Source organism: Curtobacterium sp. MCBD17_019, assembly GCF_003234555.1.
Lineage (GTDB): Bacteria > Actinomycetota > Actinomycetes > Actinomycetales > Microbacteriaceae > Curtobacterium.
The window spans coordinates 22,243-48,004 of record NZ_QKTT01000018.1; the positions used below are offsets into that span (position 1 = coordinate 22,243).

The following is a 25,762-nucleotide window of genomic DNA, read 5'->3' on the forward strand; positions in this document are numbered from 1 at the left end:
CGCCGATCGCGCTCACCCGGCTGTCCCGGTCCCAGAGGAACCGGGGCGGCTGCCGCGGCCGCTGGCGGATCGCGGCGGGTTCTTGCGCACGTGCGCGCGCACCTTCCCCAACACGGCACCGAGCGCCTGGGAGGTGAGGCCACTGCGGCTGGAGACCACGCCGTCTGCCAGATCCGTCACGCGAGCGCTGCCCGATGATCGGTCGCCCAGCGTCGCCAGCAGTTGGAACTGGACGGAGCTGAGCTTCGCGGCGTCGCGCAGCTGCTGCTCGACCGAGTGTCGCAGCAGGCTGCTCACCTCGATCAGCGCGAAGTACGCGTCGAGGTGCGCCGGATCGATGCGAGGGGACGCGTTCTCCATGCCGTGATCCCACTTGCTTCAGCTTCGAAGCAGTGCTACGGTTCTGGCATTGCTTCGAATCCGAAGCAAACGATTCGTAAAGCAACGATTCGCAAAGCACAGGAGCGCGCTCATGGCACTCGAGTTGGATCCCGAAGTCGCGATCGCAATGGCTCCGATGGGGCAAGCGATGGCGTCGATGACCCTGCCCGCCGTCGGAGACGTCGAGGGACGGCGGATGATGTGGGAACCGATCCTGGCAGCCGCCAGCGACGCGGTCCCGGCCTCGCCCGACGTCACCGTGACCGAACGGACGATCCCGACGGCGGACGGCGCGACCATCACCGCGCGCTGGTACGTGAAGGAGGGTGCCGAGCCCGGTCCCGCCGCGATCTTCTTCCACGGTGGGGGCTACATCTTCGGGCACATCGAGCAGTTCGACGGCCCCGTCGCCCGGTACGCGTCGCTCAGCGGGGTGTCGATGCTGTCCGTCGAGTACCGACGCGCCCCCGAGCACCCCTACCCGACCCCCCTGGAGGACGGCTACGCAGCGCTCACCTGGTTGCACACCCACGCGGACGAGCTCGGCGTGGACGTCGACCGGATCGGCGTCATGGGTGACAGCGCCGGCGGTGGATTGGCGGCTGCGGTGTCGATCCTCAGCCGCGACCGGCGCGGGCCGGCCATCGCACAGCAGATCCTGCTGATGCCGATGCTCGACGACCGGACGACCACCCCGGATCCGCACATCGAACCGTTCCTGATCTGGTCGTACGACGACAGCCGCACCGCCTGGCCCGCGCTGCTCGGTGACCGTGCCGGCGGCCCGGATGTCCCGGCGACCGCTGCTCCCGCACGTCTCGACGACCATGCAGGGCTGCCGCCCGCCTACATCGAAGTCGGTCAACTCGACGTCTTCCGCGACGAGGACACCGCCTACGCGACCGCCCTGAGCCGCGCCGGTGTTCCGGTGGAGCTGCACCTGCGCCCCGGCGTTCCGCACGAATTCGACTCGATCGCGCCCGATGCCGACGTGTCCGGCCGTGCGCTCGCCGACCGGATCCGCGTCCTCTCCTCTCTCTGACCCCCCCCCGACGGCGGTCCCCGCTGTCCCGGAACAACCAACCCATCCGGCGTTGACCGACGACGCCATCTCTGATCGGAGCATCATGACCAGTTCTCGAACCCCCTTCGCCGTCATCGGCGCGACAGGCAACCAGGGATCAGCAGCGGTGGACGAGCTGCTCGCCGCCGGAGCCCCGGTGCGCGCCCTCGTCCGCCATCCGGACGCCGATGCCGCCTCCGCCCTCCGAGACCGCGGTGTCGAGGTCGTCGCCGCGGACCAGGAGGACCGCGATGCGCTCGAGCGCGCCCTCGCCGGCACGGCAGGACTCTTCTTCTTCACCACCTTCGAAGGCCCCGACGGCACCGAAGGGGAGGCCCGTCGTGGGATCACGGTCGCCGACGCCGCCGCCCGTGCCGGCGTCCCACGGGTCGTGTACTCGTCGGTCGGTGGCGCCGAGCGCAAGACCGGCGTCCCCCACTTCGAGAGCAAGCGTCGCGTCGAGGAGCGCCTGGAACAGCTGGACGTGCCGGCGACCTTCGTACGACCGGCCTTCTTCATGGAGAACCTGCTCCAACAGCTGCCGACGAGCGACGCCGACGACTTCGTGCTGCGGTTCCCGATGCCGGCCGACCTGCCGATGCAGATGATCGCCGTCCGTGACGTCGGCCGCACGGCGGCGCGATTGCTGCTCGACCCGGACCTGCTGGCCGGCTCGGCCATCGAGATCGCCGGCGACGAACTCACGATGGACCAGGTCGCCGCCACCATCGGCGAGGTCTACGGCATCGAAGCGCGGTTCGAGGCGCTCCCGGTGGAGGTCCTCGCCTCCGACGCGGACATGCACGCCATGTTCAGTTGGTTCGCGACCTCGCCGTCATACCTGGCCGATCGACCCGGGACGCGGAAGATCGTCCCCGAGGCTGCCGACCTGCGAGGCTGGCTCGAGACGCAGCGCCGTCGCCCACAGGACCCGGCAGCGGCGTGACCGATCCGGCTCCCGCTGTGTCCGCGAGGCGCAGCGGGAGCCGGGCGGCCCCGCGGCGGACCCGAGGTCCTCCATGTCGTCGACGGCGACCAGAGCCGCTCCTGGCCAGGGCCACATGCGCACCTGCCTAGGCTCGAGGGATGTCCGCCTACCCTCGCACTCTCAGTCCCACTTCTCACGAGCACCTCGGATCCCACGTCGTGCCGAGCGTGGAGGTGGCGTTCCCGAAGTGGACTGGTGCCCCCATCGCCGACGCGTACGGGAGGAAGCCGGTCGTGAGCCGGCGGATCGAGCCGATGTTCGTGGAACTCGCGGTCGCCTCCATGGCGACCGCGTACGGGTGGGACGCCCGGTGGCTCGACGAGCTCCGGCACGACAGCCACGATGACCGTCCCCAGATGATGTCGTGCTGGGACCCGAGGCTGGGCCGGCACGACCAGATCCAGGACCCCGTCTCCCATGCACCGTCCAGGGCAGCGCTCGAACGCATCGCCGAGCAGCGGGGCAGCTGGGCCGGCGCCTGGTCGGTCGCTGCGGGCCATGAGGGCGACGTCGTGTTCTACCAGACGGTTCGTGGACGCACAGCACCGACAGCGAGTCAGATCGCCTGGCTCGATGCGGCCGTGGCAGCAGGAATGTCCCCTGACCAGTTCGTCGTCGCTCGCTGGCGCCTCCACTGACACTCGGCTCGGCCGACCTGCTTCCGCCGCAGCGGAGCCGGCGCCTGGTCCACCGCCGCGGCGGGCGCCTCCCGGTCGGATCGTACGGGGGCCGGACTCGCACCCCGGGGAAGGCCGACTCGCATGTCGGTCGCGTATCGTCACGACCAAGCGCGACTGCGTGAACTCTGCTGCACCGGTTGAAGGACCGATCCTGACGGAAGGCTGGTCCTTTGACGACCACCGATCCGATCGTCGCGGGATACACCCGCACCCGCCCCAGCTCCGGCGGCCGTTCCGGCACGTCGACGTACTCCGCGCTCCTCGCGCAGGTGAAGGACCACCACCTGCTCCGACGCCGAACCGGCTTCTACTGGTCGCTGTTCGGCAGTTTGGCCGGCACGCTCACCCTTGCATGGGTCGCGTTCGCGTTCCTCGGTGATTCCTGGTTCCAGCTCATCGTCGCCGCCGCACTCGGCGTGATCTTCACGCAGTTCGCGTTCCTGTCCCACGAGGCCGCGCACCGCCAGATCTTCACCTCACAACGGTGGAACGACCGCGCCGGCCGCTACATCGGCACCTTCCTGGTGGGGCTGAGCTACTCCTGGTGGATGAACAAGCACACCCGGCACCACGGGAACCCGAACACCGTCGGCAAGGACCCGGACATCGCGCCGGACACCATCCGGTTCCTCCCGGAGGACGCTGCCGAGGTGCGGGGGCCCCTGCGGTGGCTGATGCGGGTGCAGGGCTACGCGTTCTTCCCGCTGCTCGCCTTCGAGGGCATCAACCTCCACTGGCTCGCGGTGCGCTCGGTCGCCACCGGCAAGGACACCAAAGCGGACGTGCGGCACCGTTGGCTCGAGGCGGGACTCCTCGCGGTCCGGTTCGGTCTCTACCTCACGGCCGTCTTCTGGTTCCTGCCCTTCGGCATGGCGTGCGCGTTCCTCGGCGTCCAGCTCGCCGTCTTCGGGATCATGATGGGTGCCTCGTTCGCGCCCAACCACAAGGGGATGCCCACCATCGCCCACGACGCGAAGGTCGACTTCTTCTCGCGACAGGTGCGGACCTCCCGGAACATCCGCGGCGGCTGGTGGGTGTCGTTCCTCATGGGCGGCCTCAACTACCAGGTCGAGCACCACCTGTTCCCGAGCATGCCGCGGCCGGCGCTCAAGCAGGCCCGTCTGCTCGTCCGCGACCACTGCGACACACTCGATGTGCCCTACACCGAGACCACGCTCCTCCGCAGCTACGGCATCGTCGTCCGCTACCTCAACCGCGTCGGTCTCTCCGCCCGCGACCCGTTCGCATGCCCCATGGTCGCGGAACTCCGCATCCATTGACCACACCAGCCTCGCCCGGCCCATCCGCGTGATCCCGGTCGAGGTCCCTCCGGACCACTTGCATCCCGTGCCCGGCTCGACCATCCGAGATCAGGCCGGCACGACATGCCCACAGGCACCGTGAAATGGTTCGACAACACCAAGGGCTACGGCTTCATCACCCCCGACGACGGCACCGATGACGTCTTCGCCCACTTCTCCAGCATCGTCCCGGCCAGCGGAGAACGCGTCCTCAACGACCACGAGCGCGTGCAGTACGACCTCGGTCCGGGGAAGAAGGGACGCAACAAAGGACCCCAGGCCGAGAACATCCGCCCGCTCCGTTGACGCCCACCGTCGCACGCGCATGACGAGCGCTGCGGACGCCGGACGAAGCGCACGGACCGAATACGTCATCGCTCTCGGCCATGGCCCCCGATCTGGGTTCCTGCGAGGCCTCTCAGGCCCCGGTTCGGCTCGTTATCGTGAGGGGTGGGCCGGCAACACCACCGGCTCGGATCACCGCATTTCGATCAGGAGAGATGACGATGACGTCGCTCGCAGCACTTCGACCGACGACCGCGAAGGTCGTCACGGAATCAGCGACGGGGCTGGACCCCGATCGCGTCCTCGTGTTCGGGGACGCGCTGTTCCCGCCCGGCAGCGCCCTCGACCAGGGCGCCCGCATCACGGCGGATGCGCTCGCCGCGATGACCGGCCGCGGGGCTGACGTCACGGCCGTGTCGTGGTCGGCCTGGTCCGGTGAGCCGCTCGCTGCTGCAGCGACCATGCTGCGGTGCGTCAACTACGACGTCGTCGTCGTCACCCTCACGGACAGCGTGATCCACGGACGGACCTCCGCCGGGGCCGTGGCTGCGGCCGCGGCAGACCTCCTCGAGCAGGTGGACCGGTTCCGGCAGCGACTGCTGCCGACGACCGAGGTGATCGTGGTGCTCGCCCACCGCGAGGACCAGTCGGACCTCGCCGCAGCCCTGCAGGCGGGACGGGACGAGGTCGTCATCCTGGCCGTGGACAGCACGACGATGAACGGGTTGCCCCGGGTGCTCGAGGTGTCCAGGGCGCTCCTCGCACATCAGCGCGCCACTGCGCGGAGCCCGCAGTGGCACCGCGACGCGCCTCAGCCGTGCCAGGAGCGGTACGAGGCGGTGGACCAGCTCGACATCCTCGACACGGCTCGGGAGGCCCGGTTCGACCGCGTCGTCGACAGCATGGCGCGGGTCTTCCGCACCGAGGGTGCGGCGATCACCTTCATCCCGGAGAACCGGCAGTGGACCAAGGCCGGCCGGTGGTTCCCGGTCGGCAGCAGTCCTCTGCAGAACTCGTTCTGCAGGACGACGGTGCTCGGCTCCGGCCCGCTCGTCGTCGGGGACGCCTGGCAGGCGAAGCGGCCACTGCCGCGGAACGCCGTGCGGTTCTACGCCGGGTACCCGCTCGAGACGCTCGACGGCACGCGTGTGGGCGCCGTGTGCGTGTTCGACCCGAAGCCGCGGGACGAGGCTTCCGTCGAACTCGATCTGCTCCGTGACTACGCGGTCCGCGTCCGGCGCGAGCTCTACCGACGGTGACGCGCTGCTGCTCCCGGCCCGCGTGCGCGTGGCCGCTGGCATGGCCCTCCGGGCGATGCCAGCGCTGACCGACCCACGGGAGGCCGCTCGCCGAGAACGGCAGGCTCCCCCTGCCGGGGGTGAGCCGCAGCACGTCGTGGCGCGGGCGACGGCCGAGTGCTGCTGCTCGGCAGCCGGCGTCCGGATGATCCCGATGGGGAGGCCCTTCCTCCCGGCACGAGATCGCGCACCGACGCGCAGAGGCGCCTGCCCACAGCGGTGGCGGCGGGTCTCACGACTGGAACTCGGCGTAGTCGTCTGGGTAGACGTCTCCCTCCGGCAGGGTCGTCGCCTTGGCCGGGTGGACGAGGGCTTCGATCTTTTCCCGCAGATAGGTGTCCGCGTCCGCGTTGTCGGGCTCGGGCACTGTGGTGGTCGAGGTCTCAGCCATGAGCGGTGCGCCTTCGCCGAGGAGGAACGTCGCTTCGACGTCGTCGCCATCGGAGCTCATCGCCTTGACGGTGACGGCGTCCGCGGTGCCGTCGGTGCCGAGGGCACCGGCGTACTCGAGGAGCAGATCCGCCGTGGTGTCGCCCAACAGGAGCGACTTGTCCGAGTACGTCACGTGCTTCATGAGTCGACCGTACGCGCCGGAGCATCTGCACTCGCACGCCGCTGCACGGCTCCTGGTGGACACCGATCCGTGCGCTCCGAGAGGTCGAGCTGTCGCGGCCTCCATCGGGCTGCCCCGGGTGGCCACGTCTCCGGGTCCGAGCAGACCAGCGACACCCCGGAGACCGTCGCCTTCTCGGTGCTCCTCGAGAGCGGTGACGTCGCCCCAGTGGAGATCCTCCTCGGCCGAGCAAGCCGGGTCATGAACGGGCCAGAGCCCCGCGAACACGAAGGCATCGTCGACGAAGACCTCGTCAGGAGCCTCGAGCAGAAGACCAGCGCCCTCGGTCGTTCTCGGCCCGAGACGGAGAGCGGGGACGGCGTGCAGCAGGGCCATCTCGACGACTCCTGCAACGTCGCGGACACGAGAACGTCACGGCCGCCGGGGCCCGGCCTCGGATATCGCGAGTAGGATAGCCCCAGGGCGCTTCGCAGGTTGCGGGCGGCCGCATCTTGTTCGCCAATGGGCGGCCCTGATGTCCAAATTGGATGAGGGCGCATCATGGGTAGCTTGACGTACGACCACTCGCTCAACGTCGAGTTCGACGACCGGCTCCTCGGGCATCTGCAGATCGTGATCGGCCTGAAGTTGCGACGGAACGAAGCGTTCTACTTCTCTTGGAAAGACGACCGACGGGTCGGCGACGGCCGAACCACCATCTGGATCCATCCGACGATCCCGCTGGTGTTCAAGTTCTACGGCAGCCGGATGCCCGCTCTCAACCGGGAGTGGATAGCCGCCCTGGAGCTCTCCTCGAACACAGCGCAAGGGCTTCAGGTCCTCGAGGAACCGCGCTCTCCGGCGACCGGGAACGGCGACAACTGACCATGAAGCGGATCAACATCACCTACGGCGGTATCGAGTACAGCGTGACTGACGCGGACCTCGACGAGGTCAAGGCGACGCTGCTCGCTGCGGTCCGGGCGGAAGCCCCGACATGGATGCGCGTGAACCACGGCGAAGGCTCATACCGGCAGACCGAACTCCTGATCGAGGCCGGTGTCAGCATCGCCATCACCGGTATCGACGCGGACTGACGCGCTCCCGGCCCCGTCTCAGCACGAGCCTCACTGCCCACCACCGAACGGCCTGGTCGTCAGTCCAGCGTGCCGGTGGTGTCGAACGTGAGCCCGAGCGCCGTTGCAAGCTCCCGGCCGAACACTTCTGCTTCTGCGGGCGTGTCAACGCGGAGCAGCGGTGTCCTGCCGACCGACAAGAGCCATTGCGCTCCGGTGGACCGGGCAGTGACCGCGTTCCGCCTCAGCATGGCCACGCCGTCCCCTCGATGTCGAGCAGACCGCACCTGTCGGCTCCTGGCACCCACGAGCCACCCAGCCTCTCTGCAAGCGCCGAGGAGCGGAGCCGCGGGCTGACACGGTAGGTGTGCAGGCGAACCGATCGCTGCCGGAGATGCCGTTCCCGAGTCAGCGTTGAAAGATGGAAATCGGCGGCACGATCGACTCGATACAAGGTCAGCTCCTACGGATTCGTGAGACACAGCGAGCCAAGGTCACGAGTGCTCGGAGCGGCTGACGGGGACTGAGCCAGCACTTGAAGCGTAAGGACGGCCCCGTCCCGAACAGGAGGGTTTACGAAACGCTCATCATGAGGTAAGCGTCTGTACCGCGCCGTGCGCCGTCGCCTGCAGCGAATCGTTCCATCAAGCCGATCGGACGGGCAGACCGACCGCTGGTCCTGCTTCGGGGCCGAGCAGTGTCACTCGCCCATCGAGAGCGGCCGGGTCCTCCTCCTCGACGAAGTTGAATCGCTCTGCCGTCTCCGGCTCGCTGAGGCCCAGCGGCCGGACCGGGGGCGTGCCCGTGGCACCAAGTATCGTGAACTCCGATGAACCTCGAGAAGGCACGGCGCCTCGTCGCGGACCTGGCGCGTGTGAACGAGCGCTATCTCCGCGACGGGCGTTACCGCAACGACATCCGTGAACGACTGGGGCGCACCGGGTCCGGGTCCGGCGTCGGGGTGGTCCGGCGTGAGCGCGACCGCGTGCCGGAGCGCGCGCGTCCGTTCGAGGGGCTCGTCGAGACGAGTCTCGCACTCGCCGGGATCCAGACCGCCACCCGGGCGGGACAGGTCGTACTCGTCGTTGACGAGGTCCGCGAGGGCGCCGCCTTCGCTGGCGTGCAGACCGCGCTCTCGGTGGCGATCGAACTCGGTGAGCGCCTCGCGCGCACGGTCCGGGTCGTCATGGTCCGCTCCACAACGCCGGGCAACAGCGGCGCAGCAGCGGAAGCCCTCATCGCAGAGCGTTTCCCCACGACCCGGGACACGGCAGGCGGCCCGAGCGTCCGTGTGGTGCCGCGGGAGGACATCCTCGCTCAGGTCTTCGGTGACGAGGACGTCTGGATCGCGACGCACTGGAAGACCGCACACGCGCTCGACGTCGCGGTGAGGAGCGGCGTCGTGGACCGCGACCGGGTCGTGTACGTGGTACAGGACTACGAGCCGGGCTTCAGTCCGTGGTCCACCGATTACGCCGTAGCTGCGTCCACCTACCGCGCTGGTTTCCGAATGCTCGTGAACTCGGCTCCGCTGCAGCGGTATCTGCACGACGTCGAGGGGATCGTCGTACCCGACGATGCGACCTTCGCCCCGCACCTCGACATGGAGAAGCTCCAACGAGTTGCGGAGGCGCGTCGCTCCCCTGCGGAGGACGGCGGGGTCGTGCGGGTTCTCTTCTACGGCCGACCGAGCAAGCACCGGAACCTCTTCCGGCTGGGCGTCGCCGCGCTCCGGGTCGCCGTGCAGGAACTCGCGGTCGACGACCTGCGGGTCGAGTTCCACTCTGCGGGTGAGATGCATGCGGACGTGGAGCTGGGATCAGCCGGCCGCATCGCGCACAGGCTGATCGCCCACGGCACCATGCCCTGGGACCAGTACTTCCACTTCATCGCTTCCACGAACGTGGTCCTGGCTTTGCAGCACAGTCCCCATCCGAGCCACCCTCCGTTCGACGGTGCATTGTCGGGTGCCCGCGTGGTGACGAACGAGTTCCACGGCACCCGTGGAGGCCTGCATCCGAATATCGAGGCGGTGGCCACCGACGCGGGGTCGCTCGGACACGCACTTGCGGGCGCGGTCCGTCGCGCGGCAGCGGACGGACCGACTTCGTTCAAACCTCTGGCGGACGGGGTCCTCGGCGGGGCCCTGAAGGACGCGGTCGCCAGGCTCGCGGTGGACCTGTCCGCCGTGCCGCCGAGGGGGGCCGACTGAACGGGAGCGTCCGTCACACCGCTCGCGAGCCGGGACGGCAACTCGGTTGAACTCGACCACGGCCTCGAGGACCAAGCCGTCAGCGTCGCCTCGGGCCGGTTGCGGACCACCACCGGAACCGCTCCGAGGCGCGACAGATGGACCGTCCGGTCTTCAACGATCAGTCGGGCGAGCCGAAGCCGGCCCGCGGGTGTGAACGGGAATCAGCCTGAGTCACGAAGACCTCCGGTGCGACGTGTTGGTGCGGCACGCCACCTGGTCCCGGAGGTCTTCTCCTATGTCACCCCGGCCACAACGTGCCGGGAACCCACACCTAGACCTCGACCACCACTCGCTCTGTTGCCCTCAGGCCCAGCCGGAGCGCGGCGATCTCGTCGATCGCTGCTGCGAGCGCCTCCCGCTCCTCGCCGGTCATGGTGTCCTCGAGCATGGCGATGCTGACTGCGACGATCGCGTCATTCGGACCGGCAGCGCCGAGGTCGCCATCGAGCACACGAACGTTGACCGCGCCCGGCTGGAAGTTCGGATGCTTGTCGGTAGCGAAGTGGAACACGACGTCGTCGAGGTGTCGGGTGCGGCGATAGCGCTGTCGCGGTCCGTCGACGACGACCCGCCACCCGCGGTTCCGAAGAAACTCGGCGAGCGTGCTGGCGCGAAGGGCGTGGGGCTCGGACACCGAACCAGCGCGGTCGACGTACGGCAATCGGATGGCGGCGCGCGGCGAGTCGTCAACTTCTCGAACAACGATCGGGTCCTGGCCCCACGCCGACGCGTCGTGGCCCCGTTTGGAGTCTCGGGGTACGAATCCCGCCACGTGGAGACCGAGCTCCTGATACCGCCAGCCGTCATTCGCTACCTCCCGGTCGCGCCAGCGATCGAGGAAGCGTTGGCGGTTGTAGGTGGTGTGGGCACCTCGACCCGACGACGCGCCTTCGAAGTGCGTCACCGCAGATTCGGGCGCAACTCGGAAGTGCCCACCACGGAGTTCCGTGAGTCGGAAGCACAAGTCCACGTCCTCCATTCCATTGACGAACAGCTCGTCGAACCCGGAGATCGCCGCGAACTCTGCCGCACGAACCGCCAGGCAGGCGGCGGTGAGGGCCTGAAATCGGTCGAACGCAGCCGCGGGGAGCGAGGCGATCTCCCCCACACCGTGCGCACTGAGGAAGTGCCAGGGCAAGACGCCGCGAGGACCGAAGACGGTGCCAGCAGTTTGTATCAAACCGTCCGGATAGGTCAGCAACGGTTGCGCGCCGCGAACGGCGTCGTCCTCGAGTGCTGCGAGCAGAGGATCGAGCCATCCGCTTCCAACCGTCGTGTCGTTGTTCAGGAACACGACACGCGCGCCGTTGCTCGCTGCGAAGCCGACGTTGTTCCCACCGGAGAAGTTCACGTTGTGCGGTAGCGCGACGATCTTCACTCGCGAGTCCGAGGAGAACGCCCCCCTCAGGATCCTCCGGACCGGTGCGCTCGATCCGTTGTCGACGACCACCACCTCGACGGGCGTGCTGCCGCTGTTGTCGAGCACGGAACGTACCGCTGGCAGGGTCAACCGCCAGTCTCGGTACGTGACGATCACGACACTGACCAGATCCTCCTGCCGGGGTCTTGCGCGGGCGACATCCCAGTCCACACCGGACAGGACCGAACTCACCTCTGGGCGCGTGGCGAACGACACTGTCGAGAGCTCGCCCACGCGCTCCGCGAGCGTGCCCGTTCGCTGCTCGAGGTCGTCGTACCCGGCGGCGAGGACTGCCGGATCCGCATCAGGAGACGGAGAGAGCCGTGTGGCACCGATGCCAGCACCGGCAGGAAGACCCCCCGGAGCGAATGCACGCTCACCGTGGACGCCGAGCGACACCAGTACACGCCGTAGCGTGAGGCCAGTAGCGTGGGCCGCCCATTCTGGCTCCAACCGCGGTGAGGGCGCGTACCCCTGCATCGCTCCCTGGGAGACGAAGTGCAGCGCGGCTGCAGCGTCAGTCGTGAATCGCCGGCCCGTCAGCCGCCCGTAATAGTTCCTGTCAACGAAGCCTCGTTGTGCGAGCCCCATCGCCGCAGCGGACAGGACCAATCGCTCCCGGAGGGACTGGGTGGGCGTCCCGCTCGTGGTCCTGCGACGAGGAGCTGGCGTGGTCGAAGTCGCGGTCGCGGTGGGCCGCGGCGGCTGCTGCCCTCCGGCCGCGTTCCGGAGCGCGGCAGCGACGGACGAGGCCTGTGCCATCTGCTGCGTGATGAATCGCGGAGTCCTTCGGTGGGGTGCAGCACCGGAGACGGCGATGATCTCACGCACGACCTCTGACGTGGTCGCTGACCGGGACATGATCCTCGGAACACTCCCGACAGCAGCAGCGCTCGCTTCTTCGAGCAGCGTCCGATCCTCGGCGAGGGCACCGAGCGCGATAGCCAGATCAGCCGCAGAGCCGGGCTCGACGAGGAATCCCGTCACTCCGTGCTCGACGAGCTCGACCGTCCCTCCCGACCGGGCCCCGACGACCGGCAGGCCGTGCTGCAGGTACTCCAGCGTCACTCGCCCGAAGGCTTCCATGCGCGAGGTCGTGACGCCGACGTCGTAGTTCTCGAACAGATTCGACACGTCGTCCACCTGGGGGCGGATGTCGACCGCTCCGTCAACGCCGAGCTCGGTAGCCAGGTTGCGGAGTTCTCCCGCGTAACCAGCGGGGTTATCGGGGCCAACGATCGTCGCCGTTACCGGGACTCCGCTGTTGCGAAGCAGCGCGACCGCTTCGACGAGCGTTCGCTGGCCTTTGGACTCACTGACCTTCCCGAGTGCGAGGACTCGGAGGGTGTCGGTTCTCGCCGGATGCGCGGGGGCGACCTCATCGACCGGCAGAACAGGCGGGTAGAGAATTCTCGTGGTCGCTGTCGGGGCAAGTCCACGAACGAAACTGTCGATGGCTTTCGAGTTCGTCACGACGAGGTCGGACATCGAGGAGATGTCCTGGAAGGTCGTCTCGGCTCCGTACTGGAACTGGAGACCGTGATCCAGCTCTCCGTATTCCCGCACGAACCAGACATGAGGCGTACCGGCGATCGCAGCGGCCACCGCTGCCCAAGGATTGACGATCGTGTTGGTGAGGACGATGTCGATCGATCGCTCCTCGATGAGGGCCAAGAGGCGTTCGAGCGCTGCAGCGTTGCCCTGTTGGTACCGGAGAATCCGCTCGGCATCGGTGGCGCGTTGCCGGAGGACCCACGGATACGAGTGGATCACGACGACCTCGTGGCCGCGGCGCTCCAACTCGGGCGCTAGGTGGCCACCTGCGACCGGCAGCACGAACACGAATTCGTCCTCCGGGCGGTCCGAGCGCCACTGGTCCGTCAAGGCGAGCAATGATCGTTCTCCACCGCCCAACGTCTCCAGGGCAGCGCTGTGGCAGGCGATCAGGGCACGCATAGAGCGACAGTACACTGAGCGAACATCAGACACTGACACTCGGAAGGACCGATTTGGCCCAGCTCGATGCAGCCGCGCTTCCCCGGATCACGATCGTGGTACCGGTGTACGGCGATCTGCCTTCGTTGCTCATCTGCATCAAGGCACTCCGCTCCGTCACCGATCCACAGCGACACGACGTGCTCCTCGTGAACGACTGCGGCCCCGACGCAGACGAGATCGAAACCGCCGTCCTCGCTGCGGTCGACGGGGCTATCGGATTCCGGTACGAACGCAATGACCGCAACCTCGGTTTCGTTGGCACATGCAACCGTGCCGTTCAGGAGCTCGACACGAGCGACAACGACGTCCTATTGCTCAATTCGGACACGGAGCCGCGCGCGGGATTCGTCGAAGAGATGCAGGCGGTGCTCTACGCCCACCAGAAGCACGGGGTCGTTTGTGCCCGAAGCAACAACGCGACGATCGCATCCCTCCCGTACCGACTGGTGGGCAGGAGTTCAGTTCCCTCCGTTCAGCGCACGGAAGCGGTCTTCGCGGCCCTGGAAGGCACCTTGCCGCGGTGGACGGTCTCGCCAGTGGCCATGGGTTTCTGTTTTCTGACGAAACGAGAGTTGATCCGGCGTTTCGGTCTCTTCGACTCGGTCTTCGCGCCGGGATACGGCGAGGAGAACGACTACTGTTTACGCATCGACAAAGCTGGCTTCCGCTCGGTCATCGCGAATCGTGCCCTCGTCATCCACGAAGGCTCGAAGAGCTTCGTGGGGGAACGCCGGGACGCCCTTCGGGACGCTCACCAGCGACTCCTCGAGGAGCGGTACCCCTTCTACGGCCGGGCGACGCGCGCCTTCATGCGCTTCGGGATCGGTGCTGCCGAGCGTTTTGCGGATGCCCTGACGCCGGGGAGCGCGGTCACGACCATGGGCATCGACATTCGCGGCTTGGTCCGCGTCGCGCCCGACGACGAACGCCGCGGGGCAGTGCTGACCGACATCCGTGCCGCAGTCCGGACGCTGCTCCGAGCAGGCGTCGAAGTGGAGGTGCTGGCCGATCCGGCAGATCTCGTCGGTCTTCGACTGAACCCAGCGCAGGTCACCCTGGCGACCGAGGTGACCACCGATGCAATCCTGCATGTCGGCGTGCTGCTGGCCGGCGGCCCTGACACCGGGATGCTTGCAACGGCGAACCGTCGGTACGCGTACTGGGCGGCACTCAGCGTGGCGGACCTGGGCGAGGCCGACTGGGCGACGCGTACGAGCGCCCTCGGCACGCGGCTCGCCGGAGAGGACCTCGCTCGACACTCCGTTTGGCGCCTGAAGCCCGAGGTCGAACATGGGGTACGTGATGCGATCGAGTCGGTGCCGTCCCAACTGGAGTCTTTACTGCAGTCCCCGTTAGCCGACCGGCTGGCTCAGCTGGAGGATCGTTGGAGAACGTACCGAACAGTCGACTCAGCGCCTGGCTCCGGCGCCACGACTGACGCGCAGCTTCGGCGGCTGCGTGCCGAGATCACCTCCTTGCAGGACAGCCTCAGCTACCGCGTCGGGAGCCTGGCAGTCAAGAGCGCGAAGCGCCTGGCGAGGCGCCGATGAGCGCAGCACGCCGGGCGGTGTACACCGCGCTACTCGGTGGTTACGAGGCGCTACGGGAGCAACCCACCGCCTTGCGTTCAGGTATCCCGTACATCTGTTTCACCGACGATCCGGAGTTGACGAGTTCGACATGGCACGTCGAGCAGGTGACTCCGCTCTTTCCCCACGACCCCACCCGAAGTTCCCGAGAGCTGAAGACAGGCGGGCACCCCCTCCTCGCGGACTTCGATGAAACGCTGTGGATCGACAACCGGGTCGAACTCACCGTCGATGCCAGCGACGTCCTGGACGTCTGGCTCAAGGACTCCGACTTGACGATGATGGAGCACTCCTTCCGTGAGCGGCTCATCGACGAATTCACAGCGGTCGCTGACGCCGGCATCGACGCAACCGATCGAGTGTGGGAGCAACTGCTGCACTACGCGGAGCAACGACCTGACCTCATGGACGGCAAGCCGCTCTGGACGGGGATGATCGCACGACGCAACACCTCCACGACTGGTCGCTTCGGTCGGGTCTGGCAGCACCACATCGATCGGTACTCCCGCCGCGATCAACTCTCGGTGCAGATGGCAGCCGCAGACGCTGACTCACCGATACGCGTGATCCGGCGCGACAACCGAGAGTCGGAATGGCACCGTTGGCCGCCTGTCGACGAACAGCTGCGCCGACGGCCCGCCTACCATTCCCGATGGGAGGACGCGCTCCGCGCACCACTCCTCACCGCCGCGAAGCTCCGGGAGCGCAATCGACGACTGGAGCAGCGTGTGTTCGAGCTCGAAGACGCCGCTTCCGCTCACGAGTCCCGAGCCGTCGAGGCTGCCGAGAAGCTGAAGCAGGCGAAGCAAGCCATCAGAACCGCGGAAGATCGAGCGCAGGCCCTGCTTGAAGATCTCGCCCGCACCGCAGACCAACTCCAGCAGGAACAGCAACGGAACGCGGACCTCAACCACGACGTGGAGGACCAGCGGCAAACGGCTTCCGTGCTCCGCGACCAACTCGCGGCAGCACGGGACGAACTCAACGCCCTTCGATCGAGCCGCAGTTTCGTTCTGGCGCGTCGTCTGGTGCACATCCTCCGACGCTGAGCGATAGACGAACGGTCGGCCCGTCACACCGTTTCGTTGTATGCCGCGAGCACCGACTTCGGCTCGCCGATCTGCTGCAACTCACCCGCGTCCAGCCACGCGACCTGGTCGCACATGTCCTGAACGGTGCCCTGGGAATGTGAGACCAGGATGATCGTCTGCCCTGCCTCCTTCATCTCCTTGAATTTCCGTCGGCAGCGGTTCTGGAACGTCGCGTCACCGACGGAGAGCACCTCGTCAACGACGAGGATGTCCGGCGTCACGGAGATGGCAACGGAGAATCCGAGCCGCACGTACATACCGGAGGAGTAGTTCTTGACCGGCTGGTCAATGAAGTGACCGACGCCGGAGAAAGCGACGATCTCGTCGAACTTCCGCACGATCTCCTTCCGGGACATGCCGAGGATGGACCCGTTCAGGAACACGTTCTCGCGACCCGAGAGCTCGGGGTGGAAGCCGGAGCCGACCTCGAGCAAGGACGCCTGCTTACCGTTGGCGGTGATGGATCCGTGCTCCGGGTAGAGGATCTTCGCGAGGCACTTCAAGAGGGTGGACTTGCCGGATCCGTTCTTGCCGATCAAACCGAACGTCGTGCCGTGCGGCACCTCGAACGACACGTTGCGGAGAGCCCAGAAGTCCTCATGCACCGAGCGGCGCCCGCGCATCACTGCGCTCTTGATCGAGTCATTTCGCTCGTGGTACATCCGGAAGCGCTTGGACACCTCGTCGACGCGCACGGCAACATCACTCACAGCAGTTCCGCCAGCTTCTTCTCATTCCGGGAGAACACGACGTAACCGATCAGGAATGACAAACATCCCGCTGCGAGGACGCCCACCCAGTCTGTCCAGTTCGGGAGTCGATTGTCGTACATCAGGTCTCGGAACACGGTGGAGAACCGTTCGATCGGGTTGAGTTTGTAGAGGTGGACGATCCAGGGCTTGCCCGCACCGTCGGCTGAGTCCTGGACGAGTGACAGCGGGTAGACGATCGGCGAGAGGTACATCCACATCTGCAAAGCGATGCCGACGAGGTGCTGCATGTCCCGGAAATGTACGTTGACTATCGAGAGCATGAGACCGAGGCCGCATGCGAACATGGCCAGGAGCACCATGTTCAAGGCGATCAGCGGCAGGAATGCGTACCACTTCGATCCGAAGAGCGCAAGCACCACGAGTATCACGGCCATCTCGACCAACCAGGTGAACCCGAATGAACCGACAGCGCTGAGGGGCAGCGTCATGCGCGGGAAGTAAACCTTCTTGATGAGCGATCCGTTGCTGACGATCGAGGTCATCCCACTGTTGATCACGTTCCGCGTGAAGATCCACGGCAGAAGCCCACACATGAGCCAGAGCGGGTAGACGTCGAGACCACTGGGATCCCCGACCTCCACCCGCGCCTTGAAGATGAAGGAGTACACGATCGTGTAGATCAGCATGGTCGCGAGCGGATTGATCAGCGACCACAGCTGTCCGAACACCGTGCGCCGGTACTTACCCTTGACTTCGCGCGCCGTCAGATTCGCGAGGAGCTCCCGCGACGACAGGAGATCACTGAGATAGGTCATTCGACTCTTCACGTCGTGCGGCGGGTCGAAGCCGCCGCCTGGTTGTGGGGGACGTGGCATTCTTTCATGTGTCGAGGGCTGCGTCAGGACGGCGAGACGATCCGTGCGAGCGGCGGGAGCGGGGACGTGCCTGAAAAGTGTAAACTCCTCAGGTGCGTGTCTGTTTCGCCAATCACTCAACCGCGCCGAAGAGTCTCGGCGGAGCTGAACGTTCCCTCATCAGACTTGTGGAGGACTGGCAGGGAATCGATTCCGACTTCGAACCGACCTTCGTCACGAAAGCGCCGCGAGGGACGTTCATCGACGCACTGGAGCAGCGGGGGTGGCAATACCAGGCATACCGCTTCCGGGGATGGGCCTTGCCGAGTCCGCAGCCAGCACCGGCTGCGGAGCGGGCAACGTTCGCGACGGCCGACTACGCCGCAGTGTCGGCGATCATCCGGCAATTCGAGCAGCAGCGCCCAGATCTCGTCGTCACCAACACCCTGGTCGCTCCGTGGGCGGCCTTCGCCGCCGCAGCGCTCGGCATTCCACAGGCGTGGTTCATCCGGGAGTACGGCGATCTGGACCACGGCCTCCAATTTCAGATCGGCCGGGATGCAACGCTGCGGGACATCGGTCTCATGGCCCTCGAGGTCGTCACGAACTCGCAATCGCTCCGAGCCCACCTTGCACCGTTCATCGATCCGGAGCGGATCAGCGTCGCGTATCCCGCAGTCGAGGTTGAGCAGCTTCTCGCCGGTCGCGCCGCGGTACCGGTGCAGGTTCCCTTCCCGCAGGAAGATCCCGGGCTCCGCATCACGATGGTCGGTCGCGTCGAAGAGAGCAAGGGACAGTTCCGTGTCATCGATGCTCTGGGCGAGCTCGCTCGCCGCGGGGTGACCGCAAGCGTCTGCTTCGTCGGCGCCTGGACCCATCCCGGCTACGACTTGCTCCTGCGCGAGCGCGCGAGATCGCTCGGGATCGCGGGGCGCGTCACCTTCGCCGGCGAGCAGCGGAACCCTGCTCCTTACATCCACGCAGCGGACGTCTGCGTAACCGCGTCGACGCTCGAGGCGTTCGGCAGGAGTACCGCGGAGTACATGGCCCTCGGTCGGGCTGTCGTTGCCGCGGACAACGGCGGAAGCGCTGAACTGGTCGTGCCCGGTCGGACTGGACGACTGTTCCCGGTCGACGACACAGCTGCGTTCGCCGACGCTTTGGAGCATTACGCAATGCACCCGGAAGACGTCCTCAGACATGGAAGCAGAGGACAGGAGGAGCTGTCGCGCACGCTCAGCACCGGTCACGATAACGCGAGTGCAATAGCACGCCTCAGCGCGCTCGTTGGAACAGAGGGTTACCGCCTGCCCGAGATTGCCCGGTACTGGTTTGATCTGCCCGCGACCTACGCCTCTCTCGGTGCCACGAGCGCGAAAGCTGCGATCGGACTCCTCGTGTCCCGGGTAGGGACCCGCTCGGGCCTGGTGGGCCGCGCCCTCGCAGCCCCAGGCGTAGCGGCGAGACGGCTGGTCCGACGGTGACCGCCGAGGTGCCCTCCCGCCGGCCGGTGACGATCGTGGTCCCGGTGTACGACGATCTGGCCGGACTCCTCCGCTGCGTCGAGGCGTTGATGGAGACCGTCGACGTGAACGTCGACCGGGTACTACTCTGCAATGACGTTGGGCCGCACGCCGACGAGATCGAAGGTCGCCTGCTGAACTTGATCCGGGACCGGCCCGGATTCGAGTATGTGCGCAACGAGCGCAACCTCGGCTTTGTCGGCAACTGCAACCGTGCCGCATTGGAACTGGACCGCAGCGGAAACGACGTCCTGTTGTTGAACAGCGACACCATTCCACTGCCGGGATTCCTCGATGAGATGGCCACCGTGCTCGCCTCGGACGATTCGTTCGGCGTCGTCTGCGCTCGCAGCGACAACGCGACGATCGCGACGATGCCGTACGCGCGACGGAATCCCCGCTCCCGAGCGACGCCCGAGCGGACGACAGAGCTGCACGGGGTCCTCCGCGAGCTCCTCCCGCGGTTCACCGTCGCGCCCGTCGCGATGGGGTTCTGCTTCCTCATCCGTCGCGAGGTCATCGACCGCTTCGGCTTGTTCGACCACGTGTTCTCCCCCGGCTACGGCGAGGAGAACGACTTCTGCCTCCGCATCAACAGAGCCGGATACCAGGCCGTTTTCGCGAACCACGCGCTCGTTCTGCACACCGGTTCGACGAGCTTCAGTGGCGACCGCGGGCCGGCGCTCCGCTTGGAGCACGAGCGCATCCTCCTCCGCCGGTACCCGTTCTACGCGAGCGCGGTCGCACTCTTCCTCGGCCGCGTCCGGGACGCCGTCGACGTCTTCGCCGACACTTTCCTTCCGGACGACGGTGTGCTGCGTGTCGCCTTGCAGTTGCCCGCCGTCATCGACGAGGCCGCCGTCGCGCGCGCGACGGCGGTCCTGGAAGCCGCCCCCGATGACATCGTGATCACTCTGATCACGGGGCGGGAGCAAGCCCGGGTGGCTCGTCGGTCGTTCCCAACCGCCGATCTGCTCGTCGTCGGACGTCCGCGTCAGGTCTTCGACGTCACGGTCGCATTCGGCGCTGTCACGTCATTCGGCGGTCTCTCCAGCCTGAACGCGAACGCCCCCCGATGGCTTCTCGTCGACGCGATTCCGCATCACCGGCAGTGGGCAGAAGCGGTGCGCCACCACCGCGACGCGGCAATCGACCGCATTCTCCGCCGCTTCGACGACAGCAGTGTCGACTGGTCCAGTCCCGAAGACCTCATCGCGGCGATCCGCCATGTCGGATCCAAGCCGATCGATGCGGAACGGCTGCGCCTTCGGTGGAACGCCGTCGCGGACATGGCAGAGGCGACCGGTCTCCTGAAGCACCCGGACCGGGTGTCGGTTCGTCGACTCGTTGCCCTCGCGCTCGGCGCTCGGAGTCCTTGGCTCGTCACGCGGCTGCGCGCGATCCGGGCTGCCCGCGCCTGACCGGGAGTGGCGGTTCTGCGGGACGCTCATCGCGCCAACTCCGGTGTCGGGCAACCCGGGACAGGTCCGAGGAGAACCGGGCCTGGAAGTGCGCCGCGAACGCGGAAAGCGCAGACCAGAGGCCGAGCGGACGGCAGCAACACCAGCCAAGCGGACAGGCTGCGCACGCAGCGCTTCAACTGGCGCCAACGCCGAGCCCGCACGCGCCCGTCGGTTCAGTGCAAAGGGGTGAGTTCTTGAAACGTCCCCTCGGTCGGGCTGACAGGATTTGAACCTGCGACCCCTTGACCCCCAGGCATGATTCTGGTGTTCGGGTGCGTCCGGCGGCGTCCGTCCTGGTCGCAAGTTTTCCCTGGTCTGCCCGGATGTTCGCTCCATCAACGTCCGTGCTCATCCAGGGCCCTCCAGACCCGGTTGCTGCGTCGCGTTGGCGTAGTGGTTGGCGTAGAGATCACCAGGCTGTCGCGAGGACGTCGAACGCGGCACGCTGCAACTCCGGCGCGACATGACCGTAGATGTCACCGGTGATTGCAACAGAGGAGTGCCCGAGGCTTTCGGAAACCGCCGTCAGAGGAACGCCGCCATTGAGCATCGTCGAAGCTGCAGTGTGGCGAAGGGAGTGCACTGTGACGCCCTCTAGCCCGGCGCGCTCGGCGGCAGTAGTCACGGCTCGGAGCACGTTGCGCGGGTCGATCGGCCCGCCTGTCGCTGACGCGAAAACGAATCCGTCAGGCTGCCAAAGCTCTTCAGCGTCAAGCCGGTCCGCTGCCTGCCGACTGCGCTGCTCGTCGAGGATTCGCGCGACGGGGGCGCTGATCGGGACCGTTCGGCGCGATCGCTCCGTCTTCGGTTCGGTGACGACGAGCCGACCCCCCGCGCGGGAAAGAGTTCCGCGGACCCGGATCTGGCGCTGCGCCCAGTCGACGTCAGACCAACGAAGAGCAAGTGCTTCGCCCCGGCGGAGTCCGGTCCGGCTGAGGAACTCGACGATGCTGTGATAGCGGGAGCCGTCCAGAGCGTCGAGGAGCCGCCTCATCTCGACGGGGTTGAGCCATCGAGCATCCTGTCGCTCAACGCTCGGTCGCTTGACAACTGCTGCGGGATTTCGACCAAGGAGCCCGTCGCGCACCGCGTCGTCCAGCAGGGTGCGTAGGACGGTATAGACCTGCCGGACGGTGGATGAAGCTCGTCCCTGCGCCCGAAGGTGCATGAGCAGCGCGTCAACATCGGACGGCTTCAGCCGATCCAAGCGAGAAGCTCCGAGGGGCCCACCCGCAATATGAGTGCGCGCCAGTGTGGCATAGGTCGACTTCGTGGACGCCTTTCGATCGCTCGCCGCGAGGGTCGTCGCGATCCACCTCTCGACGAATTCGCGCAGGACGACGGCCGCGTCCTGCGCTGGCTGCCCAGCTTCGACTCTCGCGCGCTTTGCGCGCATCTTCTCGCGGGCCTCTCGTTGCGTCTTTCCGTATGAGGAGGACCTCCGACTCCGCCCCGTCGTCGGGTCCGTGTAGGTGAACCTTGCCTCCCACGACCCATCTGCTCTCCGCGTAACCGAGCCTTCTCCGTTCGCGCGCTTTGCCACCGCGTCTCCTTCCAACCGGCGGAAGCATCGGACGAGTCAAGGGGTCACCGCAACTTCAACGTGAGCAGCGGGCGTGTCACTGGCCGCCTACTCCTACGTCCACGTCAATCCGACGGCGTTCGACGCCGTCCCGCTGTTCTGGAGACTCATGGAACCGCTCTTGCTCACTCCCGCCGAAGCCGCCAAGGCGCTGGGGATCGGTCGCTCGACTCTCTACGCACTTCTGGCCGACGGTACGTTGCCCTCCGTCAAGATCGGCGCGGCTCGGCGCGTCCGAAGCTCCGACCTTCGTCGCTACGTCGACAGCCTCAGCTCGCTCACCGTGTGAGTGAGACGAATGACCTCGCCCCGCCTCTAGGGCGAGGTCATTTCTGTTGGTACGGTCTCGACGTGGACACCGGTCAGGCTTGGGCGAACGCACTCATTACGCTCCTGACGGTCGCGGCGTTCATCCTCTCCAGCTTGGGGCTCTACCTCGTTCATCGCGACGCAGCCGCCGCAGTCCAGCGAATGGAACACGACCGGGACCTTCGAAATCGCTTGCGTGACGAGTATCACCATGCGCTCGCGGCAGCGAACTCCCCACGCGCACGCGAGGCCGCGAGCGTGCACTGGAGGTCAGCACACGAAGAGGCAGGGCTGGAGCCGTACACGCGAGACTCGATCGGCGAGGGACGTGAGTACCTTGCCGAGCGCATCATCCGCGAGTTGAGCGCCGGTAGCCGCCTTGACTTCGTCCTCGTCGGCATCGGCCTCCTGTGTGGGCTCGCGGCGAGTGTGTGGAGCATCTGGCTGCCATGAGCCCCCCCTGCTCCGATTGCCGGTCCACGCCGCACGCGTTCTGGGGCGCCGTGGGCGGGTTTGTTGTGCAGGAAGTGCAGGAAGTGCACCCTCTCCAGTTCTCTCTCTAAGACGACTCCTCCCTTAGAGAGAGAACTGGAAGACGTGCACTTCCTGCACTTCCTGCACGACAAATCGCTCTCTGCCACCGCCCGGCGCTCGTCACGGCCGACGTCGAGGCTCCGTGCTCGCGCACCGGAGCGGCGCACGGTGAAGCTGCGGGTCCCCTACACCTACCGGCCGCGCCGCTCGGCGTGAGCACTTTGGCCGCTCTGGCCACCTACTAGTACAAGAGCCTGCTGTCCCTCGACCGGCGTTCCGTGCGCCCCCGACGAGGAACGAGGCCCCACTCTTGCCGGCAACAAACGGCCGGCCTCAACCTCGCCACGCGCCAGCACGCTTGGTCGTGCCTCTCCCTCCGCACCCGGCACGTGCGCGAGCGATGCGCCGTCAACGGTGACAGCGCACTTGCGGCAGTCGCCCAGTAGGTCAGGCGGCAGCCGCACGGCGGGGATCGGCTCCCTTCGGGAGAGTTGCCCGGTCCCCGCCCTCTCAGTCCACCGCCCCGGCGGTCGAGCTTCGGCATCCCGAGGCCACCGGTGACGGTTCAACCCACCGTGGGATGCCGCTGCCCCTGACGGGGCTCGACCCGAAGGTCTACCTCCGTGTCCAAGTTCAACTCCGGCAACGGACGAGCCGTTTACCTCTTCCGCTCAGACCAGCCTTCTCCCGCCGATATCGCCCTCGTGCCCGGCGCACAGGACGCCTACGACATCTGGCAGAAGCTCAACGAGATTGACGGCGAGCCGCTTAGGCGGTCCGCACGGGAGGCCGACAAGGCCCTCCTTACGATGCGCGCGAGTGGCAAGAAGCGCGCCGACGTCGCGACCGCCGACTACGAGGCCGCGGAGCAGGCCTGCCGCGACGCCCACGCCGCGCTCACCGCCCACGAACGCCGCGCGCTCACCGCACTCCGCCGGTTCGACGGGCTCATGACGGCCGGGTCTGACAAGGCCCTCCGCGCGCGTGCGGCAGCCGTCGCCCTCGACAAGCACTCAGAGGCAACCGCGCACGCTGCGGCCCTGTTCGCTGCGATCAGAGACCGCGACAGCGCTGCGCGTCGCGCGGGCCTGCCTCGGTCCCATTCCTGGTTGCGCCACCAGCCGCAATACATCGATGGCGGTCTGACCCTGGCGGAGACCACGATCGGCTACGCAATCAGCGCGTTCAACACCGGCGAAATGCAGCGCGTCGTCGACGGCCAGGAGGCGACCCCCGCGGACGTCGAGCGGCCAGACGGTAACAATGCGACTTTCAAGGGCGGGGATGTGCACACCGGGCGGGAGGAGTGGGCGTGACCAGCCGCGACGCGGTACACGCGGCCGTCGCTGCCGCGCTCGAATCCAAGCCGTCCCCTGAATCGCTCGACGACCTGAGCCCGGCTGTCCGCCGGGACGTCGAGCGCGAGGCCGCTCGCCGCGGCGTCTCCCCCGCCGACGTCTGGCGGGAGGTTCTCGCCACTGACCGGAAGGCGCGGGATGATGCCGAGGAGGCAGCACGCATCGTCGCCGCTCTGCGCGGTCGAGGGGGTGTGCGCCCGTGACGCGCATGTCCAGCACCTATCGGCACCCGGACTCGATCCGGGGCGGGGTCGACGACCGCCCGGCAGTGCCCGCGCCGCTGACCGCCGAGTACCTCCTCGGCATGGACCTCGACCGGCTCACCCTGGCGCGCACGCTCCTCGCCGCGGTCGAGCAGGGCGCACGCCCCCGCGCAATCTTCGAGCCGTATCAGCCGCGCACCTGGGACGGCTCACCGATGCACCGCCGCAAAGAATGGACGGCACGCGTCGTCGCGAGCGCGAGCCCGTCGCTCCTTGCCAGGCTCCGCGGCACAGCAGGCAGCCTCGGCGCCTTCGCATAGCGAACCGGCGGGGGCGGCAGCACCTACGCCGCCACCCCCGCCCCGCTTCGGCTCTGTGCGTTGGTCTCCCGCGCGAGCACGGCCGCCGAGACCGACTGCCCCTCCGAGCCCTGTTCGGCCGTCATCAATCCGCACAGCGACTCCTAACCGCACCCGCCCGCGCGGGACGCTCCTCAACGTACGAGAAGGGGGTGGGGGGTGACCCCTCCCCGGCCCGTCGTCCCCCTACCGAAACGGCAGAGCACCTGACGGTGAGCGTCCGTGCGGTGATTCCACGATCAATTGCCTCGAAGGACCTACATGACCTCAGCTACCCCGATTGCCGTCCCCGACGGCGACTCCCTGAAACGCGCCGCCGCTGCATGGGAGTTGAGCCCGACCGAGGACGTCGCGCTCGCCCAGGCCGCCCGTGTACTCGATACGATTGCGCAACTCGAAGCCGCCCTCGCGGCGTCAGGACCCGTTGCAATAAATGGGCGTCCGTCGCCGCTCCTGCCCGAGCCTCGCCAGCAGCGCGCGACCCTCGTGCGCCTCCTCGGCCTCCTCGATCTCCGCCTCGACGAAGACGACGCCGGGACCCCAACGGTTCGTCCCGCAACCTCTCGTCAGGCGACGAAGGCGGCCCGCGCCCGGTGGAGTGCCCGATGACTCTTCAGGACCTCGACCACCTCCTCGTCGTCAACGAGGAAACTCCGACTCCGCGGCTCACGCTCGACGAGGTTCGCGCCGCTGGCTCGGCCTCCACCGCCGATATAGCAGCGGACGCACTACCCGCGGTCTGGTGCGCGTATACACTCGCCGTCGCCAATGCCCTCTGACCTGTCCCGGGTTTCCCGGACGCTCTCTTTGTGTTGATCATGCCGCGGTTTCGGCGGCGGTGTAGAGGTTCTCGAATTCGATGGGCGAGTAGTAGGCGAGCGCGGAGT

Annotated in this window: 26 protein-coding genes; 19 read left to right on the plus strand and 7 right to left on the minus strand. The window is 67.2% G+C overall.

Annotated features, from left to right (window positions below; translation table 11 throughout):
• Nucleotides 1–12: 12 nt before the first annotated feature.
• Nucleotides 13–360: a hypothetical protein gene (locus DEI82_RS14275; protein WP_111037366.1), complete on the minus strand. Its 348-nt coding sequence runs from the start codon at nt 358–360 to the stop codon at nt 13–15.
• A gap of 112 nt (nt 361–472) precedes the next feature.
• Here DEI82_RS14275 and DEI82_RS14280 point away from each other — a divergent pair, with 112 nt between their 5' ends.
• The 6 genes from DEI82_RS14280 to DEI82_RS14305 all read left to right on the plus strand — a co-directional run bounded on the left by DEI82_RS14280 (nt 473) and on the right by DEI82_RS14305 (nt 5,957).
• The gene (locus DEI82_RS14280) at nt 473–1,423 is read left to right on the plus strand and encodes an alpha/beta hydrolase (RefSeq protein WP_111027411.1); all 951 of its coding nucleotides are present in this window, start codon (nt 473–475) and stop codon (nt 1,421–1,423) included.
• An 85-nt stretch (nt 1,424–1,508) separates the two neighbouring features.
• Nucleotides 1,509–2,390, plus strand: coding sequence for an NmrA/HSCARG family protein (locus tag DEI82_RS14285; RefSeq protein WP_181435229.1), 882 nt, complete (start codon nt 1,509–1,511; stop codon nt 2,388–2,390).
• Nucleotides 2,391–2,590: 200 nt separating this feature from the next.
• Nucleotides 2,591–3,070 carry a hypothetical protein gene (locus tag DEI82_RS14290; protein WP_111012799.1) on the plus strand — a complete coding sequence of 160 codons (480 nt, stop codon included), beginning with the start codon at nt 2,591–2,593 and terminating at the stop codon, nt 3,068–3,070.
• 212 nt (nt 3,071–3,282) lie between these two features.
• Entirely contained in the window at nt 3,283–4,392 is a 1,110-nt protein-coding gene (locus DEI82_RS14295) for an acyl-CoA desaturase (protein WP_181435230.1), read from the plus strand.
• Between the two features lie 105 nt (nt 4,393–4,497).
• Nucleotides 4,498–4,719, plus strand: coding sequence for a cold-shock protein (locus DEI82_RS14300; RefSeq protein ID WP_111037368.1), 222 nt, complete (start codon nt 4,498–4,500; stop codon nt 4,717–4,719).
• A gap of 200 nt (nt 4,720–4,919) precedes the next feature.
• Entirely contained in the window at nt 4,920–5,957 is a 1,038-nt protein-coding gene (locus tag DEI82_RS14305; protein WP_146242930.1) for a hypothetical protein, read from the plus strand.
• Nucleotides 5,958–6,228: 271 nt separating this feature from the next.
• Here DEI82_RS14305 and DEI82_RS16285 read toward each other — a convergent pair whose 3' ends face one another.
• Entirely contained in the window at nt 6,229–6,945 is a 717-nt protein-coding gene (locus DEI82_RS16285) for a hypothetical protein (protein ID WP_181435231.1), read from the minus strand.
• A 165-nt stretch (nt 6,946–7,110) separates the two neighbouring features.
• Between DEI82_RS16285 and DEI82_RS14320 the strand changes: the two genes are divergently transcribed.
• Both DEI82_RS14320 and DEI82_RS14325 read left to right on the plus strand, forming a co-directional pair.
• Nucleotides 7,111–7,434, plus strand: a complete 324-nt coding sequence (locus DEI82_RS14320) for an ATP-dependent DNA ligase (protein ID WP_111012803.1) — start codon at nt 7,111–7,113, stop codon at nt 7,432–7,434.
• A gap of 2 nt (nt 7,435–7,436) precedes the next feature.
• On the plus strand, nt 7,437–7,646 hold the full coding sequence (locus DEI82_RS14325; protein ID WP_111037372.1) for a hypothetical protein: 210 nt from the start codon (nt 7,437–7,439) through the stop codon (nt 7,644–7,646).
• A 59-nt stretch (nt 7,647–7,705) separates the two neighbouring features.
• Here DEI82_RS14325 and DEI82_RS16290 read toward each other — a convergent pair whose 3' ends face one another.
• Nucleotides 7,706–7,882, minus strand: coding sequence for a hypothetical protein (locus DEI82_RS16290; protein ID WP_181435232.1), 177 nt, complete (start codon nt 7,880–7,882; stop codon nt 7,706–7,708).
• A 572-nt stretch (nt 7,883–8,454) separates the two neighbouring features.
• Here DEI82_RS16290 and DEI82_RS14330 point away from each other — a divergent pair.
• Nucleotides 8,455–9,837, plus strand: a complete 1,383-nt coding sequence (locus DEI82_RS14330) for a hypothetical protein (RefSeq protein ID WP_111037373.1) — start codon at nt 8,455–8,457, stop codon at nt 9,835–9,837.
• Between the two features lie 313 nt (nt 9,838–10,150).
• Here the strand turns inward: DEI82_RS14330 and DEI82_RS14335 are convergent, their stop codons facing one another.
• A complete protein-coding gene (locus tag DEI82_RS14335) occupies nt 10,151–13,255 on the minus strand; it encodes a glycosyltransferase (protein ID WP_111037374.1) in 3,105 nt (1,034 codons plus the stop codon).
• A gap of 53 nt (nt 13,256–13,308) precedes the next feature.
• On the opposite strand from DEI82_RS14335, the gene DEI82_RS14340 reads away from it, so the two are divergent.
• Nucleotides 13,309–14,847 carry a glycosyltransferase family 2 protein gene (locus tag DEI82_RS14340; RefSeq protein WP_181435233.1) on the plus strand — a complete coding sequence of 513 codons (1,539 nt, stop codon included), beginning with the start codon at nt 13,309–13,311 and terminating at the stop codon, nt 14,845–14,847.
• Complete coding sequence (locus DEI82_RS14345) at nt 14,844–15,935, plus strand: glycosyltransferase domain-containing protein (RefSeq protein ID WP_111037376.1); 1,092 nt, start codon at nt 14,844–14,846, stop codon at nt 15,933–15,935. Before DEI82_RS14340 ends, DEI82_RS14345 begins: the two co-directional genes overlap by 4 nt.
• Nucleotides 15,936–15,958: 23 nt before the next feature.
• Here the strand turns inward: DEI82_RS14345 and DEI82_RS14350 are convergent, their stop codons facing one another.
• Both DEI82_RS14350 and DEI82_RS14355 read right to left on the minus strand, forming a co-directional pair.
• The gene (locus DEI82_RS14350; RefSeq protein ID WP_220037286.1) at nt 15,959–16,687 is read right to left on the minus strand and encodes an ABC transporter ATP-binding protein; all 729 of its coding nucleotides are present in this window, start codon (nt 16,685–16,687) and stop codon (nt 15,959–15,961) included.
• Nucleotides 16,684–17,505, minus strand: coding sequence for an ABC transporter permease (locus tag DEI82_RS14355; protein ID WP_111037377.1), 822 nt, complete (start codon nt 17,503–17,505; stop codon nt 16,684–16,686). The genes DEI82_RS14350 and DEI82_RS14355 overlap by 4 nt, the downstream gene beginning before the upstream one ends.
• A gap of 152 nt (nt 17,506–17,657) precedes the next feature.
• Here DEI82_RS14355 and DEI82_RS14360 point away from each other — a divergent pair, with 152 nt between their 5' ends.
• The gene (locus DEI82_RS14360; RefSeq protein WP_111037378.1) at nt 17,658–19,028 is read left to right on the plus strand and encodes a glycosyltransferase family 4 protein; all 1,371 of its coding nucleotides are present in this window, start codon (nt 17,658–17,660) and stop codon (nt 19,026–19,028) included.
• A complete protein-coding gene (locus tag DEI82_RS14365; protein ID WP_111037379.1) occupies nt 19,025–20,488 on the plus strand; it encodes a glycosyltransferase family 2 protein in 1,464 nt (487 codons plus the stop codon). The genes DEI82_RS14360 and DEI82_RS14365 overlap by 4 nt, the downstream gene beginning before the upstream one ends.
• Nucleotides 20,489–20,939: 451 nt before the next feature.
• On the opposite strand, the gene DEI82_RS14370 is transcribed toward DEI82_RS14365, so the two are convergent.
• Nucleotides 20,940–21,737, minus strand: coding sequence for a site-specific integrase (locus DEI82_RS14370; RefSeq protein WP_258372080.1), 798 nt, complete (start codon nt 21,735–21,737; stop codon nt 20,940–20,942).
• Between the two features lie 409 nt (nt 21,738–22,146).
• Between DEI82_RS14370 and DEI82_RS14375 the strand changes: the two genes are divergently transcribed.
• The 6 genes from DEI82_RS14375 to DEI82_RS16295 all read left to right on the plus strand — a co-directional run bounded on the left by DEI82_RS14375 (nt 22,147) and on the right by DEI82_RS16295 (nt 25,654).
• The gene (locus DEI82_RS14375; RefSeq protein ID WP_220037287.1) at nt 22,147–22,401 is read left to right on the plus strand and encodes a helix-turn-helix domain-containing protein; all 255 of its coding nucleotides are present in this window, start codon (nt 22,147–22,149) and stop codon (nt 22,399–22,401) included.
• A gap of 62 nt (nt 22,402–22,463) precedes the next feature.
• On the plus strand, nt 22,464–22,874 hold the full coding sequence (locus DEI82_RS14380) for a hypothetical protein (RefSeq protein ID WP_111037381.1): 411 nt from the start codon (nt 22,464–22,466) through the stop codon (nt 22,872–22,874).
• 704 nt (nt 22,875–23,578) lie between these two features.
• Complete coding sequence (locus DEI82_RS14385; protein ID WP_146242932.1) at nt 23,579–24,271, plus strand: hypothetical protein; 693 nt, start codon at nt 23,579–23,581, stop codon at nt 24,269–24,271.
• Entirely contained in the window at nt 24,268–24,516 is a 249-nt protein-coding gene (locus tag DEI82_RS14390; protein WP_111037383.1) for a hypothetical protein, read from the plus strand. The genes DEI82_RS14385 and DEI82_RS14390 overlap by 4 nt, the downstream gene beginning before the upstream one ends.
• Nucleotides 24,517–24,521: 5 nt before the next feature.
• Entirely contained in the window at nt 24,522–24,836 is a 315-nt protein-coding gene (locus DEI82_RS14395; RefSeq protein WP_146242933.1) for a hypothetical protein, read from the plus strand.
• A gap of 644 nt (nt 24,837–25,480) precedes the next feature.
• Nucleotides 25,481–25,654: a hypothetical protein gene (locus DEI82_RS16295; protein ID WP_181435235.1), complete on the plus strand. Its 174-nt coding sequence runs from the start codon at nt 25,481–25,483 to the stop codon at nt 25,652–25,654.
• The last annotated feature ends 108 nt before the right edge of the window (nt 25,655–25,762 follow it).

Bases quoted from the DNA above. Each gene is read 5' to 3' on its own strand.
- DEI82_RS14395 (WP_146242933.1), top strand. From the start codon at position 24,522: ATGTCCAGCACCTATCGGCACCCGGACTCGATCCGGGGCGGGGTCGAC.
- DEI82_RS14320 (WP_111012803.1), top strand. From the start codon at position 7,111: ATGGGTAGCTTGACGTACGACCACTCGCTCAACGTCGAGTTCGACGAC.
- DEI82_RS14345 (WP_111037376.1), top strand. From the start codon at position 14,844: ATGAGCGCAGCACGCCGGGCGGTGTACACCGCGCTACTCGGTGGTTAC.
- DEI82_RS14285 (WP_181435229.1), top strand. From the start codon at position 1,509: ATGACCAGTTCTCGAACCCCCTTCGCCGTCATCGGCGCGACAGGCAAC.
- DEI82_RS14275 (WP_111037366.1), bottom strand. From the start codon at position 360: ATGGAGAACGCGTCCCCTCGCATCGATCCGGCGCACCTCGACGCGTAC.
- DEI82_RS14335 (WP_111037374.1), bottom strand. From the start codon at position 13,255: ATGCGTGCCCTGATCGCCTGCCACAGCGCTGCCCTGGAGACGTTGGGC.
- DEI82_RS16295 (WP_181435235.1), top strand. From the start codon at position 25,481: ATGACTCTTCAGGACCTCGACCACCTCCTCGTCGTCAACGAGGAAACT.
- DEI82_RS14305 (WP_146242930.1), top strand. From the start codon at position 4,920: ATGACGTCGCTCGCAGCACTTCGACCGACGACCGCGAAGGTCGTCACG.
- DEI82_RS14280 (WP_111027411.1), top strand. From the start codon at position 473: ATGGCACTCGAGTTGGATCCCGAAGTCGCGATCGCAATGGCTCCGATG.
- DEI82_RS16285 (WP_181435231.1), bottom strand. From the start codon at position 6,945: ATGGCCCTGCTGCACGCCGTCCCCGCTCTCCGTCTCGGGCCGAGAACG.
- DEI82_RS14325 (WP_111037372.1), top strand. From the start codon at position 7,437: ATGAAGCGGATCAACATCACCTACGGCGGTATCGAGTACAGCGTGACT.
- DEI82_RS14330 (WP_111037373.1), top strand. From the start codon at position 8,455: ATGAACCTCGAGAAGGCACGGCGCCTCGTCGCGGACCTGGCGCGTGTG.
- DEI82_RS14355 (WP_111037377.1), bottom strand. From the start codon at position 17,505: ATGACCTATCTCAGTGATCTCCTGTCGTCGCGGGAGCTCCTCGCGAAT.
- DEI82_RS14300 (WP_111037368.1), top strand. From the start codon at position 4,498: ATGCCCACAGGCACCGTGAAATGGTTCGACAACACCAAGGGCTACGGC.